The sequence below is a fragment of the Nocardioides sp. NPDC057577 genome, assembly GCF_042801335.1.
Lineage (GTDB): Bacteria > Actinomycetota > Actinomycetes > Propionibacteriales > Nocardioidaceae > Nocardioides.
Map to the genome: position 1 here is coordinate 1 of NZ_JBHVGB010000054.1, position 14,200 is coordinate 14,200.

The 14,200-nt window shown below is 69.2% G+C and carries 15 protein-coding genes; 8 read left to right on the forward strand and 7 right to left on the reverse strand.

The annotated features are described in order from the left end of the window. Positions 1–83: 83 nt before the first annotated feature. From ACFU7D_RS13190 to ACFU7D_RS13200, 3 genes are all read left to right on the forward strand, one after another. Complete coding sequence (locus ACFU7D_RS13190) at positions 84–1,358, forward strand: DUF222 domain-containing protein (RefSeq protein WP_378867673.1); 1,275 nt, start codon at positions 84–86, stop codon at positions 1,356–1,358. Positions 1,359–1,413: 55 nt separating this feature from the next. Then, positions 1,414–2,037: a flavin reductase family protein gene (locus tag ACFU7D_RS13195; protein ID WP_378867675.1), complete on the forward strand. Its 624-nt coding sequence runs from the start codon at positions 1,414–1,416 to the stop codon at positions 2,035–2,037. Between the two features lie 131 nt (positions 2,038–2,168). Further along, on the forward strand, positions 2,169–3,440 hold the full coding sequence (locus tag ACFU7D_RS13200) for an alpha/beta hydrolase family esterase (RefSeq protein ID WP_378867677.1): 1,272 nt from the start codon (positions 2,169–2,171) through the stop codon (positions 3,438–3,440). 18 nt (positions 3,441–3,458) lie between these two features. Here ACFU7D_RS13200 and ACFU7D_RS13205 read toward each other — a convergent pair whose 3' ends face one another. After that, positions 3,459–4,418 (reverse strand): calcium/sodium antiporter, encoded by a 960-nt coding sequence (locus ACFU7D_RS13205; protein ID WP_378867679.1) that lies wholly within the window; start codon positions 4,416–4,418, stop codon positions 3,459–3,461. Between the two features lie 410 nt (positions 4,419–4,828). On the opposite strand from ACFU7D_RS13205, the gene ACFU7D_RS13210 reads away from it, so the two are divergent. Beyond that, positions 4,829–5,665 carry an META domain-containing protein gene (locus ACFU7D_RS13210; protein ID WP_378867681.1) on the forward strand — a complete coding sequence of 279 codons (837 nt, stop codon included), beginning with the start codon at positions 4,829–4,831 and terminating at the stop codon, positions 5,663–5,665. A gap of 89 nt (positions 5,666–5,754) precedes the next feature. Continuing rightward, positions 5,755–6,066: a hypothetical protein gene (locus tag ACFU7D_RS13215; RefSeq protein WP_378867683.1), complete on the forward strand. Its 312-nt coding sequence runs from the start codon at positions 5,755–5,757 to the stop codon at positions 6,064–6,066. A 6-nt stretch (positions 6,067–6,072) separates the two neighbouring features. Here ACFU7D_RS13215 and ACFU7D_RS13220 read toward each other — a convergent pair whose 3' ends face one another. Further along, on the reverse strand, positions 6,073–6,459 hold the full coding sequence (locus ACFU7D_RS13220) for a nuclear transport factor 2 family protein (RefSeq protein ID WP_378867685.1): 387 nt from the start codon (positions 6,457–6,459) through the stop codon (positions 6,073–6,075). Positions 6,460–6,494: 35 nt separating this feature from the next. Then, positions 6,495–6,965 (reverse strand): hypothetical protein, encoded by a 471-nt coding sequence (locus ACFU7D_RS13225; protein ID WP_378867687.1) that lies wholly within the window; start codon positions 6,963–6,965, stop codon positions 6,495–6,497. Positions 6,966–6,982: 17 nt separating this feature from the next. On the opposite strand from ACFU7D_RS13225, the gene ACFU7D_RS13230 reads away from it, so the two are divergent. After that, complete coding sequence (locus tag ACFU7D_RS13230; protein ID WP_378867689.1) at positions 6,983–8,092, forward strand: FAD-dependent monooxygenase; 1,110 nt, start codon at positions 6,983–6,985, stop codon at positions 8,090–8,092. Positions 8,093–8,130: 38 nt separating this feature from the next. Beyond that, a complete protein-coding gene (locus ACFU7D_RS13235; RefSeq protein ID WP_378867691.1) occupies positions 8,131–8,973 on the forward strand; it encodes a DoxX family protein in 843 nt (280 codons plus the stop codon). On the opposite strand, the gene ACFU7D_RS13240 is transcribed toward ACFU7D_RS13235, so the two are convergent. Together ACFU7D_RS13240 and ACFU7D_RS13245 are read right to left on the reverse strand one after the other, a co-directional pair. After that, positions 8,916–9,101, reverse strand: coding sequence for a hypothetical protein (locus ACFU7D_RS13240; RefSeq protein ID WP_378867693.1), 186 nt, complete (start codon positions 9,099–9,101; stop codon positions 8,916–8,918). The two genes, ACFU7D_RS13235 and ACFU7D_RS13240, sit on opposite strands and share 58 nt — an antisense overlap. Before the next feature lie 3 nt (positions 9,102–9,104). Further along, positions 9,105–10,358, reverse strand: coding sequence for an aspartate aminotransferase family protein (locus tag ACFU7D_RS13245; protein ID WP_378867695.1), 1,254 nt, complete (start codon positions 10,356–10,358; stop codon positions 9,105–9,107). Positions 10,359–10,466: 108 nt separating this feature from the next. Between ACFU7D_RS13245 and ACFU7D_RS13250 the strand changes: the two genes are divergently transcribed. Next, on the forward strand, positions 10,467–11,933 hold the full coding sequence (locus ACFU7D_RS13250) for an NAD-dependent succinate-semialdehyde dehydrogenase (RefSeq protein ID WP_378867697.1): 1,467 nt from the start codon (positions 10,467–10,469) through the stop codon (positions 11,931–11,933). Between the two features lie 14 nt (positions 11,934–11,947). Here the strand turns inward: ACFU7D_RS13250 and ACFU7D_RS13255 are convergent, their stop codons facing one another. Next, complete coding sequence (locus ACFU7D_RS13255) at positions 11,948–12,628, reverse strand: GntR family transcriptional regulator (RefSeq protein WP_378867736.1); 681 nt, start codon at positions 12,626–12,628, stop codon at positions 11,948–11,950. 141 nt (positions 12,629–12,769) lie between these two features. Then, positions 12,770–14,143 carry an MFS transporter gene (locus ACFU7D_RS13260; protein WP_378867699.1) on the reverse strand — a complete coding sequence of 458 codons (1,374 nt, stop codon included), beginning with the start codon at positions 14,141–14,143 and terminating at the stop codon, positions 12,770–12,772. Positions 14,144–14,200: the final 57 nt, after the last annotated feature.

Consider the following 14,200-nt stretch of genomic DNA (forward strand, 5'->3'; position numbering starts at 1 on the left):
GACCTGCACCTATGGCTGGTTAGGTATCCGTCGAAGGCGTAGAATCAGACCCATCACGACACACCTCTGAGGGAGGGTAAGCGATGAGTCTCGGCCGCGACATCGACCCCTGGGCCACCAACCCCGGCGACGCGATCGACGCTGCCCTGCAGGCCATCGAATCCTCCCTCCGCGACCTCCTCTCGAGCGACCCTGCCTATTGGCGGACCTCGACGAAGAAGGACCTGCTCGAGCGGTTGGAGAAACTCCAGGCCCAACAGGCCGCACTGAAGCTGCGGGTCCTCGCTACGTCCGGTGACATCGCCGAGGAGACCGGAGACAAGGATGCCTCCGCGTGGATGCGGGCCGAGTTGTTGGTCGACAAGGGTGTGGCCCGCTCCCAGATCAAACTGGCGACCGGGGTGGCGAAGTACGACCTCGTCGCTGCCGGTCTGGCCGAAGGTGTGGTGTCTTTGGACAAGGCCCGTGTCATCACCCGGGCGTTGGACAAGGTCCATGCCGACCCGGTCGCGAGTGCCGAGGACCTGGCCCTGGCCGAGAAGCTCCTCGTGGATTACGCGACCCAATTGACGGCGAACGAGCTGCGGATCGTCGGCCGGAAGATTCTGACCGAGGTCGACCCCGCCCGGTTCGAGGACGCCGAAGCCAAGGCGCTGGTCGCCGAGGAAGAACGTGCCCAGCAGAAGACCGCGCTGCGGGTCTGGGACAACCACGACGGAACCGTCGGGTTCGACGGCGTCTTGCCGACCTCGATCGGGATGCGGTTCAAGCGACTGGTCGGGGCCTATGCCCAACCCCGCAAACAACAGCTCGTCGCCAAGGGCGCCCCGCTGCCGCCGTGGGAGCGGTTGATGGGCCAGGGCTTCTCCCGGCTGCTGGAGACCCTCGACCCCGCAGCGCTGCCCCGCCACGGGGGCGATGCGACCACCGTGAACGTGGTGATCTCCCTCGACGAGCTTCGCAAGGACCTCGGCATCGCCACATTGGGTTACGACGAGACCAACGGGGCCACCATCAGCGCCGCCGAGACCCGCAAGCTGGCGTGCAACGCGACCATCATCCCCTGGGTGCTGGGCGGTGATGGTGAGGTCCTCGACGCCGGCCGAGCCAGCCGGTTCTTCCAGCCCATCCAACGCAAAGCGCTGCGGCTGCGGGCCAAGTGCTGTCAGGCCGAAGGGTGTGACATGCCCCCGGAGTGGTGCGACGCCCACCACCTCGACCCCTGGGCCGCCGGTGGGAAAACCGACCTCAAGGACGGGGCCTTGTTGTGTCCGCATCACCATCGTCTGGCGCACGCTCCGGCGTATGTCCATGAGCGACTACCTGATGGCACCATCCGGTTCACCCGACGCCCCTGACTGCGTCGTCGGATACCCGCCGGAAGTCGTCCGCGTCGCACCCTAGGTTCGAGGCATGGGTACGCATGTCGACATCGATCCGGCCATCCTCTACTTCGGCACGCCGGTGGTGCTGCTCTCGACGCTCAATGAGGACGGTACGACCAACCTGATGCCGATGTCGTCGGTCTTCTGGCTGGGTCGTACGGCGGTCCTCGGGATGGGCGCTTCGTCGCAGACGGCGCGCAATCTGAGGGACCGGCCCGAGATCGTGCTGAACCTACCCGGCGTCGACCTGGTCACCCAGGTCGACCGGCTCGCGCTGACCACGGGGAATGCGGCGATGTCGTCGGCGAAGGCCGAACGCGGGTATGTGCACGTGGCCGACAAGTATGCGCACGCCGGGCTGACGGCGTACGGATCCGACACGGTGCTGCCGACGTCGGTGGCGGAGTGCCCGGTGCACATCGAGGGGACGGTTGCGGCGCTCCATGACCTCGGTGAGCCGAAGCTGCTCGCCGTGGAGGTCGCGGTGACTGCGGTGCGGGTCGCACCGGAGCTGCGGCTCGACGGCCACGCCCACCGGATCGACCCCGATCGCTGGCGGCCGCTGGTGATGAGCTTCCAGCAGTTCTACGGGCTGGGGGAGCGGGTCCATCCGTCGCGGCTGGCGAGCATCGACGAGGAGCTCTACCGGTGAGCGGCGCCGGATCGACACGTCCGAGCACCGGAATGTGGCCCCGGTCGACATAGACCTGTGGTGACCGTCACATCTACCGTCGATCTGCCTGCCGGGAGGCGGTGGGCGGGGCTCCCACAGGAGGATCGGTCATGCGTCTCGGGTCACGGATCTCGCCCAGGTTCCGACAACGACGGATCGGCGCCGCGCTCGCGGGGTTCGGTCTGGTGCTGGCGGGCGGTGCGGCGCTGTCCGTCGCCCCGCCGAGCGACACCGCCGCCGCGGCCGGTGCGTGGACTGCCCGGACGGCAGGCGGGATGACGACCCAGCTGTACGTCCCCAGCACCGCCCCGACGCTCGGTACCGGGCGTGCGCTCATGGTCAGTCTGCACGGCTGCGTCCAGACCTCGGCCGCCCTGCGTGACGGCGGCAACTGGGCCGCGACCGCGGATGCGCGCGGCATGGTCGTGGCGATCCCCGCGGCACCGAACGGCGGCGTACTCCTCGGGTGCTGGGACTACTACGACAGCAACCACTCCCGGACCTCGCCGGGGCGGCACGACGACAACCTCCTCCAGCTGGTCAGCGACCTGCTCGCCGATCCGGCCCTCGACATCGACCCCGAGCAGGTCTATCTGTCCGGGCTGTCCTCGGGCGGCGGCGAGACGATGGTGATGGGCTGCCTGGCGCCCGACGTGTTCGCCGGGATCGGGATCAACGCAGGCCCCTCGGTCGGGACGACCTCGGGGCAGATCGGGTCCGTGGCGGTGAGCCAGTCGCAGGTGACCAACACCTGCCGTACGTTCGCCGGCTCCGCCTCCTCGGGGTTCGGCAGCCAGCTCACCTCGGTGATCTACGGCTCCAACGACACCACCGTCGCGCCGGCCTACAACACCCTGAACGCGCAGGTCATGGCCGGGATCTACGGCGCCGGGTCGCAGTCGTCCTTCTCCCTGGCAGGCCTGGCCGGCAACAACACCGCCGGCTCCGGCACGCTGTGGTCGGACGGCAACGGTCCGCGTGTGTCCCTGATCCAGAACACCGGGATGGGACACAACTGGCCGGCCGGCGGCGGCCCCGGTGGCTCGTACGTCACGACGAACTCGATCGACTACCCGGCGTACGTCACGGACTTCTTCTTCGACAACAACCGCCGCGTCGAGCGGGGCACCGAGCCGACCGACCCGCCGACGGACCCGCCGACGGAGGATCCGACCGACCCGCCGACCGAGCCGGGCCTCTACTGCGGCTCGGCGACCAACGCCCAGCACGAGGCAGCCGGGCGCGCCCACTCGTACGGCACCAACCCCTACAACCCCTTCTACGCCGAGGTCTCGGAGGACTACCTGGGCCAGGGCGACGCGACCGTCACGACCCTCCAGGAGTCAGCCGGCGGCCGCTTCGACGTGGTCACGACGTGCTGACGCAGTCCTCGTCAAAGGTCAGGTACGTGTCAGGAGTAGCCACGCCAGGTAACCGATGTAGGTGGCTACGAACAGCCCACCCTCTGCTCGGGTGATCCGGGCACCGCTCACGAGAACTGGCAACGCGGCCACCATGGTGACCACCAGGAGGAGGAGATCGGCGTTGCGCACCTCCTCGGAGACTGGAACGCCGTTCGGTGCGACCAGGACGGTCAGGCCCAACACTGCCGCAATGTTGTAGATGCTTGACCCAAGGAGATTGCCGATAGCGATATCCCGGTCCCCCCGCACGGTCGACATGATGGTGGTGACGAGTTCGGGTGCGGACGTGCCTATCGCGATGACCGTGAGTCCGACGACCGCGTCGCTGACGCCCAACGTGTGGGCGGCGGAAACAGCCCCTTCGACGAGCAGCTCGGCGCCGCCGACGACCAAGGCGAGTCCGAGCAGGAGAGACAGGCCGATGCGTGTCAGCCCACGCTCCGAGGACGCCGATACAGCGCCCGTGTAGTCCTCTTCGACGTCCGCTGTCTCGCGCCGGCTGACACGTATCAGACCTAGGGTGTAGGCGACGGCGCCTGCCAGGAGGAGGGCGCCGTCAAGACGAGTGAGCACGCCGTCGAGGGCCATGAGGTAGAGGGCGAGCGTCACCGCGATCATCGCGGGCAGGTCGAACTTGACCGTCCTTCGGTCGATAGCGATCGGGATGAGCAGGGCGCTGAGTCCGAGGATGAACAGAAAGTTGATGAGGTTGGTGCCGACGATGTTGCCGATCGCGAGGTTCGGGCTGCCGTTCAGAGCCGCGTCGATCCCGACGGCGAGCTCGGGCACGCTCGTACCGACCGACACCACGGTCAGCCCGATGATGATCGGGCGAACTGCGAGCCTGGTGGCCAGGCCCGTCCCGGCACGGACGACGAGTTCTGCGCCCCCGAGAAGGGCGACGAGCCCACCGATGACCAGCAGGGCGTCAATCATTGACGAGCCGTCAGCGGTAGCTCAGGCTGTGAGTCGCGAAAGATCGACATGAAGAACCCTTAGCACACCGTGACCATGATTCGCCTCCACTCCAGTCCTGCGCGCATCGTCTTTCTGGCCACCGCGCTCGAGCTCACCGGGAGCAGGGTTCTTCGGGACAAGTGGACGACGGGTCGCCACCCTTAACTTTTCAGGGCGACAGGGTTTATCCTGCCTACGGCATCAGCGCGGCAAGTCGCCTCCTCCACACCGCGCCCGGCGTCGACGTCATCGACGAAGGCTCGACCCCGTTCGTCGACGTGGTCGCCATGGCTCTGGGCCCTGGACTCGCTGCGGGTATCGAGACCGGAGGCGACGTGTACCAATCCGAGTGGCAGTTGCCCGATCGTCCGCGACCCGGTGACGTTCTGATGGCCGTCCGGCGGAGCACGGACGTCCTGGTGCTCGGGGCCATCCTTGTCCTCGTCCTCGGAGTGCTCACCGGCTGCGGGGGCTCCGGTGACACATCGGGCGAGGAGCCGACCACGACCGCGGACGAGTCGCCGACGGCCGTGAAGGCAGCGGCCCTCGACGGGGCGACGTACAAGTCCACTTCGGTGGAGGGCCACGACCTGGTCGAGGGGTCGACCATCCAACTGGCGTTCGAGGACGACACGATGTCGATGTCGGCCGGGTGCAACACCCTGTTCGGCCCGTATGCCGTGACCGACGGGACCCTCGCCTGGACCGAGCCGCCGGCCAGCTCGAGGATGGCCTGTTCACCGGAGCTTGACGAGCAGGATCGGTGGCTGACCGACCAGTTCACCAACGGTATGCAGGGCACGGGCGATGGGTCCGCCCTGACCCTGACCAGTGGAGCCGTCACGATCCAGTTCGCCAGCACCTCCGCCCCACCCCTCGACACCCTGCTCGGCAGGGTCTGGACGGTCGTCGGCACGATCGCCGACGGTGCCACCGCGCGGCTCCCGGTGAACACGCGCCGCCCGTGGCTGACCGTCGGTCAGGATGGGCTCTCCCGCCTCTTCACCGGCTGCAACAGCGGACGCACGACTGTGCGAGTCGTGGACGCCCAGATCGCCTTCGGGCCCGCCACCGTGACACGCGGCAGGTGCCAAGGCGCCGCGCGGCTCAACGAGGAGGCTGTCCTCGCGGTCGTCGACGACCAGACCACCGACCACGTCGAGCTCAACGGGAACGTGCTGATCGTGACCGTCGGCGACAAGGGGCTCGTCTTCCAGATCAGCTGACGTGGCGGCCGGAGCCCCATGAGGGTGCTGCGGCGAACCGTCCGGCCTGCCTGACGTACGCTTCCCTCCCGACGAGAACGAGGTGCAGCATGACAGCGAGCAGGTCCGCGCGTGAGCGGAAGGCCGCCTCGCAGGCCGGGCCCATGGCCACGGTGAGGATCGATCTCGACGCCCAGGAGCAGTTCGTCTACAAGATCACCTGCACGGAGTGTGTCGTCAGGGACCGGATCAAGTGGGCGACCTACCGCTCCGGCGAGGACAACGGCTTCATGGCGGCGATGGACCGATGGATCTTCCACCTCATGCAGAAGCACCCCGAGGCGGACGCACCGTGCCTGAAGTTCCTGCCCGAGGCGCAGCAGCGGCAGCAGGAGCGGCGCGAGGGCCGATCGGCCGAGTAGCCGGTCTCAGCCCCGCATCGCGGCGGCCTTGATCTCCTCGAACTGCTCGCCCATCCGGGTGGCGAGGGCCTCGGCGGCGCGCAGCGGGCGGACCATCACCTTGAAGTCGACGATCTTCCCTTCCTCGTCGTAGGTGAGAAAGTCGCAGCCGTTGAGCTCGAGGCCGTCGACCTTGGCGGTGAACTCGTAGGCGTGGTGGGCGCCGTCATGGATCTCGCGGACATAGGTGAAGTCCTCGAACACCTTCACCACGGCTCGCAGGATCGCTGCGGTGATCGGCCGGCCGGGGTAGGGCTTGAACGCGACCGGGCTGGTGAACACGACGTCGTCGGCGAGCATCGCCTCCACGGCATCCATGTCCTTGGCCTCGATCGCCTCGCGGAAGGTGGTCATGCGGGCTCCTCCTGGGTCGGTTGCTGGGGGAGAGCCTAGAGGGACGGGTGGTGCGGTGCGCTCCCCGGCAGGCTCCGGTCTCGGCTGTTGAGGGCGTAGCCGAGCGCGATCCCGACCGCCGCGGGCGCGAGGACGAGGCCGGCGACGAACGGCGTCAGGTACCGAAGGTCGCTCAGCAGGACGCCGACGTCTCGGCCCTCCTCGAACCAGATCTTGAGTGGGCCGCTGAGACCGACCACGAGAGCGACCACAGCCCAGCGCACGAACACGGGCGGCAGGACGGTCGAGTGGTAGCCGTCCCACAGGCCCCAGGCTCCGGAGACGACGATCAGGGCCGCGAAGTAGATCAGGCCGGCACCGATGTCCGCGTCCTCGGTGGGGAAGAAGTTGGTCATCACGAGCGAGTAGAGGAGGCTGGCGCCGAGGATCGCGGCGAGACGTACGAGGAGCTTCATGTCCTCAGCCTCCCCGATCGAGACGCCGCGCGCATGAGTGCGAATACTCATCCGGTTAGATTCGTGGCGTGAACAGCTCAGCGGGTCGGCGTGCTCTGGTGGTCGGTGCGGGGATCGGAGGGCTCACCGCGGCGCTCGCGATGTCGCGGGTGGGGTGGCAGGTGACCGTCCTCGAGCGTGCGCCGGAGCTCGGCGAGGTCGGGGCCGGCCTCTCGATCTGGCCGCGGGCGTGGAAGATCCTCGCCGACCTCGGGGTCGCGGATCGCCTCGTGGACGGGACCCGGCCTGCGATCCAGGCCGGCTTGCGGCGGCCCGACGGGCGCTGGCTGGCGAAGGTGGGTGCCGAAGCCGCAGAGCGGACTCCGGTGATGGTGCATCGGGCCCGGCTGCACGAGGCTCTGGTGGCCGAGCTGGGGACGCGCGACGGGATCGAGGTACGCACCGGGGTGACGGTCACCTGTCTGGCCGATCTCGACGACGTCGACGGCCGCGGCCCGGCCGACGTGGTGGTCGCCGCCGACGGGATCCGCAGCACGATCAGGAACGAGCTGCACCAGCGCGAGGACGTACGTTATGCCGGCTACACCGCCTACCGCGGCGTGACCGCGGAGCCGGTGCCGGGAGAGGCCTCGACCACGGGCGGGGAGACCTGGGGGACCGGGGTGCGCGTCGGCTACGTCCCGCTGGTGGATGGCCGGACCTACTGGTTCGTGACCGCCAACCGGCCGGCCGGGGAGACCGGTGGGGACCACCACGCCGACGTCACCGCGCTCGTCGGCGACTGGCACGAGCCGATCCCGCAGCTGTTGGCGGCGACCCCGCCGAGCGCGGTGATCCGCGGAGACATCTGCGATCTGAGGCTGCCGCTGAGGCGGTTCGACCATGGGCGGGTCGTGCTCCTCGGTGATGCCGCGCACGCGACGACCCCCAACCTCGGCCAAGGCGCCTGTGCCGCGATCGAGGACGCCGCCGTGCTGGCTGCCCAGCTCGCCGGCCACGCTCGTGTCGAGAGCGCGCTGGTGGCGTACGACCGCACCCGGAGGCCCGCGACATCCCGCCTGGTGCGGGCCTCGCGGCTGGTCGGGGTGCTCGGCCAGGTCGAGAACCGACCGGTCGTGGCGGTGCGGGACGCCGGGCTTGCGGGGCTCGGGGCGGTTGCGGGGCTGCTGAGCAGGTAGCCCCTGGGCGTCACAGATGACCGGGCCGCGGTGTCTGGATGGCCATGACGGCTACCTATCTCGCCCTGACCCTCATCGCCTCGATCGCCGCCCTCGGCGGGGCGGTGCTCAACCTGACCGGACACCGGATACCCGTGAGCGAGGCCCAACGGCTCTCGGTGCCGATGGAATGGTTGAGGTTCCTGATCGGCGCTTCCTACGCTCTCGGCTTCCTCGGTCTGCTCGTCGGGCTCGCGGTGCCTGCGGTGGGGCTCGTCGCGGCTGCCGGGTTCGTGGCCTTCTTCGTGCTCGCGATCGGGGCACACCTGCGGGTGGGGGACCGAAGCCTGGGTCGCGCGACCGGCGGGCTCGCGTCGGCGGTCGCGACGCTCGTCGTCACCGCGATCTACGCGGCCGGGCAGAACGATCTCGGCGGGGTCGTCGCGACGTACGTCCGTGACGTTCCGGAACCGTGGTGGCCGGTCGTTCTGCTCGCGGTGATCCAGATCGGCGATGCGGCGATGTGCTTCAAGCCGGTCGGCTTCATCGCCCGGTGCTTCACCGACGTCGGGCTGCCGCGGGCGCTGTGGCCGGTGATGCCGTGGGTCAAGGTCACAGCCACCGCCGGCCTGGTCGCCGGGTTGTGGGTGCCGTACGTCGGGGCGCTGACCAGCGCCGCGCTGGTGGTCTACTTCGTCTGCGCCGTCTCGGCGCACGTCCGGGCCCGCGACTTCGGCCGCAACCTCGCCCTCAACGCGTCGCTGTCGCTGGTCCTGTGCGTGGCCGTGTTCGTGTTCTGCTTCCTGCGCTGTGCCGCGACGCCGAGCCGGCGGCCGACCGGATGTCACCCCTCGGCGTGGCTTCTCACGTGGTCGAGCAGGTCGGCCGCCGCCGAGGTGTAGCGGTCGACCTCCTCGCCGCTGTCGCAGGTACACAGCACGATCGTCACTTCGCCGGCGCGCGGCCAGATCGCCTCCCAGGTCGCGCCGGCGTGCTCCCAGCGGAGCAGTCGCTCGAGGTCGTACGTCATGAGTCAGCCGAGGACGGCGTCGACCGACTGGGCCCAGAGTCCGGCGGCCTCGTCGATGGCCGCGGAGTCCACGACGAGGGCGGGGATGAACCGCAGGACCTGGCCCCAGGCGCCGCAGGTGAGCAGCAGCAGGCCGCGCCGGGCAGCCTCCTGCTGGGCCGCGGTGGCGGTCGCGCCGTCGGGTTCGCCGTCGGGGGTGCGGAACTCGTTGCCGAGCATGAGTCCGAGGCCGCGTACGTCGGTGATCGCCTCGTGCTTGCTCGCGACCTGCTTCAGGGCGGAGCGGAGCTCGGCGCCGCGCTCGGCGGCGTTCTTCACCAGGCCCTCCTCCTCGATGACGTCGAGGGTGGCCAGGGCCGCGGCGCAGGCGACGGCGTTGGCGCCGTAGGTGCCGCCCTGCGAGCCGGGCCAGGCCTTCGACATCAGCTCCTCGCTCGCCGCGATCGCGGACAGCGGGAAGCCGGAGGCCAGGCCCTTGGCGGTCATGATGATGTCGGGACGCGAGCCGAAGTGGTCGTGGCCCCAGAACTCGCCGGTGCGGCCGAAGCCGGTCTGCACCTCATCGATGATCAGCAGGATGCCGTGCCGGTCGGCGCGCTCGCGCAGGCCGTCGAGGAAAGCCTTGTCGGCGGGCACGTAGCCGCCCTCGCCGAGGACCGGCTCGACGAGGAACGCGGCGGTGTCGGCCGGGGCGCTCTGGGTCTGCAGCGTGTAGTCGAGCTGCCGCAGCGCGAACTCGGTCGCCTGCTCCTGCGGCCAGCCGAAGTGGGGTGCGTCGGGGAAGGGCGAGACCACGACTCCGGCCATCAGCGGGCTGAAGCCGGCGCGGAACTTGGTGCCCGACGTGGTCATCGAGGCGGCCGCGACGGTGCGGCCGTGGAAACCGCCGTGGAAGACGACGATGTTGGGCCGGCCGGTGGCCTGGCGGGCCAGCCGGATCGCCGCCTCGGCGGCCTCCGAGCCGGAGTTGGCGAAGAAGAGGCTGTCGAGACCGGCCGGGAGGACGGGGCCGAGGCGGTCGACCAGGTCGAGGAGCGGGCGGTGCCTGACCGTCGTGTACTGACCGTGGATCAGGTCGGCGATCTGGCGCTGGGTGGCCTCGACGACCTTCGGATGGCAGTGGCCGGTGCTGGTCACGCCGATGCCGGCGGTGAAGTCGAGATAGCGCCGACCGTCCTCGTCGAAGAGCTGGACGCCTTCGCCGCGAGCCGCCACGACCGGGGTTGCCTGCTTGAGGATGGGGGAGAGGTTGGCCACCGTGGACTCCTGTTGATTGTCGACAATCCGACTGGCTACTAGAGTAGGCCAGCGTTCGCCGACTGTCAGCCCGGACGGCCGGATGCCAACCCCGGAGGTCGATGCGGCATGAGTGGAGAACCGAACGAGGCGCGGGTCGTGGCGGAGGTGCCCAAGGGGCTTCTTGTCGCCGGCCGGTGGGTGGATGCGAGCAACGGGGCCACGTTCGACGTGCTCGACCCGTCGACGGGGGAGGTGCTCTGCGCCGTCGCCGACGCGACGCCCGAGGACGGCGCGCGTGCGCTGGAGGCCGCGGCGGCCGCGCAGGCGGAGTTCGCCGCGACCGCGCCGAGAGCCCGCGCGGACATGCTGATGGCCGCCTTCGACCTCCTGCACGAGCGGATCGACGACCTGGCGCTGCTGATGACGCTCGAGATGGGCAAGCCGCTGGCCGAGGCGAAGGGCGAGATCGCGTACGCCGCGGAGTTCTTCCGCCACTTCGCCGAGGAGGCGGTGCGGATCGAGGGTGGCTATCAGACCGCGCCTGCCGGCGGCTCCCGGTTCCTGATCACCAAGCAGCCGGTCGGACCGGCGCTGCTGATCACGCCGTGGAACTTCCCGATGGCGATGGGCACCCGCAAGATCGGGCCGGCGATCGCGGCCGGCTGCACGAGCATCGTCAAGCCCGCCCAGCAGACGCCGCTCTCGATGCTGGCGCTGGGCGAGATCCTGCGCGAGGCGGGCGTGCCGGAGGGGGTTGTCAACATTCTGCCGACCACCGAGCCGGGTGATCTGACCGAGCCGCTGCTGCGCTCCGGCGTGATCCGCAAGCTCTCCTTCACCGGCTCCACGACGGTCGGGCGCGTGCTGCTCGCGCAGAGCGCGGAGAAGGTGCTGCGTACGTCCATGGAGCTCGGCGGCAACGCCGGCTTCGTCGTCTTCGACGACGCCGACATCGACGAGGCGGTCGCGGGAGCGATGGCCGCGAAGATGCGCAACACGGGGGAGGCGTGCACGGCCGCCAACCGGATCTTCGTGCAGCGCTCGGTCATCGAGGAGTTCGGCGACCGGCTCGCCAAGGCGATGTCCGAGCTGCCTGTCGGTCGTGGCGTCGAAGAGGGCGTACGCGTCGGGCCGCTCATCGACGAGGCTGCCAGGGAGAAGGTGCAGACCCTCGTCGACGACGCGGTGGCCGGCGGCGCCCGGGTGCTGACCGGCGGCACCGCCCCCGAAGGGCCGGGCTACTTCTACCCGCCGACCGTGCTCACCGGGGTCCCCGCGTCCGCGAAGATGGGCAGCGAGGAGATCTTCGGGCCGGTCGCGCCGCTGACCCCGTTCGACACCGAGGACGAGGTGGTCGAGGCGGTCAACGACACCGAGTACGGCCTGGTCAACTACCTCTTCACCAACGACCTGCGCCGTGGCCTCCGGGTCGCGGAGGCGCTCGAGTCCGGCATGGTCGGGCTCAACCAGGGCGTGGTCTCCAACCCTGCCGCGCCCTTCGGCGGCGTCAAGGCCTCGGGACTGGGGCGGGAGGGCGGGCGTACCGGGATCGAGGAGTTCCTCGAGACGAAGTACGTCGGGATCGCGATGTAGGCCCAGAAATGGGCCTAGATGTAGGGCTGGTTATCGTCGTCCTCGGCGTGGATGAGGCGCCGCAGCGCCTCGTCCATGTGCAGCTCGACGCGCTTGAGGGTCAGCTTCACGTCGCCCGCCTCGATGGCGGCGACGATCTGGTTGTGCTCCTCGACCAGCTCCAGCGGCTGCTGGTAGGTGCCCTCCAGCGCGGTCAGGCACATCCTCGTCTCGACGATCAGGGTCTGGTGCATCCGGGCCAGGCGCCGGCTTCCGGAGCACTGCACGAGCACGTCGTGGAAGTGGAAGTCGGCATCGCTGAGCGCGGCCGGGTCGCCGAGCTCGAGCGACGTGGTCATCGCGTCGCAGGCCGCGCGGAGCTCGCGCAGCGCCGCGGGCACTCGCGCCCTGGCGATCATCGTGGCGGCGGCACCCTCGACGGCTGCCCTGGCCACGTAGATGTCTCGGATGTCGGCCTCGTCGAGCTCGATCACGAAGAGCCCGCGGTTGGGCTCGCTGCGGAGAAGGCCCTCCTGGACCAGGCGCTGCATCGCCTCACGCAGCGGGCCGCGGCTGACGCCGAACTGGGCCGAGAGCGCGGTCTCGCTCAGCTGTGCACCGGGCTGCAGGGTGCGCTCCATGATCGCCGTACGCAGCTGGCGAGCGATGACCGAGGCCGTCGACTCCCTGTGCACGGGTTCGAAGCTCGATGTCACTGTCAACGTGGTCTCCGATAGGTCACCGAGAAAGAGTTTGATTGTTGACAATCATTGCATGTGGTCGGGCCGGCGGCGAGTGGATGGACCGCGAGCGGGCCGGGCGTGGGACGCTCCGGCCCGCTCGTTCGCAGCCGCCGGTCAGACGGACTTGTCGAGACTGTCGAGCTCGGCGAGCTCAGCCTCGGACTCCGGCGTACCCGGGATCTCGGTGCCCCGGATCGACTTGCCCGCGGTCTCGACGACGAAGAACAGCGCGATCAGGCCGACCACGGATCCGGCGATCATGTAGTAGGCCGGCATCAGCACGTCGCCGGTGGCGTCGATCAGCGCGTTGTTGACGTACAGGGCCGTGCCGCCGAAGGCGGCGGTGGAGATGTTGTAGCCGATCGCCATGCCGCCGTAGCGCACCTGCGAGGGGAACATCGCCGGGAAGGTCGCCGAGATCGTCGCGAGCTGGGCGACGTAGACGATGCCCAGCACGGTGAACCCCAGGACCGCCGGCCAGAAGCCCTGGCCGATCAGGAGGAACATCGGGACCGACAGCACGATCAGCCCGATGAAGGACCCGCCCCACATCGGCTTGCGGCCGACCTTGTCCGAGAGCGATCCGGCGATCGGCAGGAAGACCAGCATCGCGACCTGTCCGAAGATGACCAGCAGGTCGGCGTCGGTGCTGTTGAAGCCGGCTTCCTCCTGCAGGTAGGTCGCCATGTAGGCCAGCAGCGTGTAGTTGGCGATGTTGAGCGCGGCGACCAGGCCGATCAGGGTGAGGATCGGCTTCCAGAACAGCGCGAAGAGCTCCTTCAGCGCGGCTCCGGCGCCGCTCTCGACCGCGTCCTGCGTCTCGAGCTCCTGGAAGACCGGCGTCTCCTCGAGCTTGGTCCGGATGTAGAGGCCGATGAGGCCGATCGGACCACCGATCAGGAACGGGATGCGCCAGCCCCACTCGGTCATCGCTGCGTCACCGATGATCGACTCGGTGGTGAAGACGACGGCGATGGCGGCGGTGAAGCCGACGATGGTGCCGAACTCCAGGAAGCTGCCGTAGAACCCGCGCTTCTTGTCGGGTGCGCACTCGGCCATGTAGGTCGCGGCGCCGCCGTACTCGCCGCCGGTCGAGAATCCTTGGATCACTCGGAGGAGCACCAGGAGCACGATCGCCCAGACGCCGACGGTGTCGTACGTCGGCAGGCAGCCGACCAGGAAGGTCGCTCCGGCCATCAGGATGATCGTCATTGCAAGGACGCGTTGGCGCCCGATGCGGTCGCCGAGGGGGCCCCAGAAGATGCCGCCGAGCGGTCGCAGGATGAACGAGATCGCGAAGGTCAGAGCCGTGCCGGCGAAACCCGTCTCCGGGAAGAAGTTGGCGGTGATCTCGGTCGCGACGTAGGCGAAGGCGCCGTAGTCGAACCACTCGGTCGCATTGCCGACCGCTGAGCCGGTGATGGCTCTTCGAAGCTTCGATTTGTCGGGTTGTGCCTCGTCGGAGGGGATGGTTGGGGTTCCGGACATTTCTTCTCACCTATTCGGTGTGATTGATGGCTGGGGACCGCGTTTGACCCGCAGTGT

What these genes read in the sequence shown, in the direction of transcription:
- ACFU7D_RS13225 (WP_378867687.1), bottom strand. Translation starts at nt 6,965, where the DNA reads ATGAGTATTCGCACTCATGCGCGCGGCGTCTCGATCGGGGAGGCTGAG.
- ACFU7D_RS13240 (WP_378867693.1), bottom strand. Translation starts at nt 9,101, where the DNA reads ATGACGTACGACCTCGAGCGACTGCTCCGCTGGGAGCACGCCGGCGCG.
- ACFU7D_RS13220 (WP_378867685.1), bottom strand. Translation starts at nt 6,459, where the DNA reads ATGACCACCTTCCGCGAGGCGATCGAGGCCAAGGACATGGATGCCGTG.
- ACFU7D_RS13215 (WP_378867683.1), top strand. Translation starts at nt 5,755, where the DNA reads ATGACAGCGAGCAGGTCCGCGCGTGAGCGGAAGGCCGCCTCGCAGGCC.
- ACFU7D_RS13210 (WP_378867681.1), top strand. Translation starts at nt 4,829, where the DNA reads ATGGCCGTCCGGCGGAGCACGGACGTCCTGGTGCTCGGGGCCATCCTT.
- ACFU7D_RS13250 (WP_378867697.1), top strand. Translation starts at nt 10,467, where the DNA reads ATGAGTGGAGAACCGAACGAGGCGCGGGTCGTGGCGGAGGTGCCCAAG.
- ACFU7D_RS13195 (WP_378867675.1), top strand. Translation starts at nt 1,414, where the DNA reads ATGGGTACGCATGTCGACATCGATCCGGCCATCCTCTACTTCGGCACG.
- ACFU7D_RS13235 (WP_378867691.1), top strand. Translation starts at nt 8,131, where the DNA reads ATGGCCATGACGGCTACCTATCTCGCCCTGACCCTCATCGCCTCGATC.
- ACFU7D_RS13200 (WP_378867677.1), top strand. Translation starts at nt 2,169, where the DNA reads ATGCGTCTCGGGTCACGGATCTCGCCCAGGTTCCGACAACGACGGATC.
- ACFU7D_RS13260 (WP_378867699.1), bottom strand. Translation starts at nt 14,143, where the DNA reads ATGTCCGGAACCCCAACCATCCCCTCCGACGAGGCACAACCCGACAAA.
- ACFU7D_RS13190 (WP_378867673.1), top strand. Translation starts at nt 84, where the DNA reads ATGAGTCTCGGCCGCGACATCGACCCCTGGGCCACCAACCCCGGCGAC.
- ACFU7D_RS13205 (WP_378867679.1), bottom strand. Translation starts at nt 4,418, where the DNA reads ATGATTGACGCCCTGCTGGTCATCGGTGGGCTCGTCGCCCTTCTCGGG.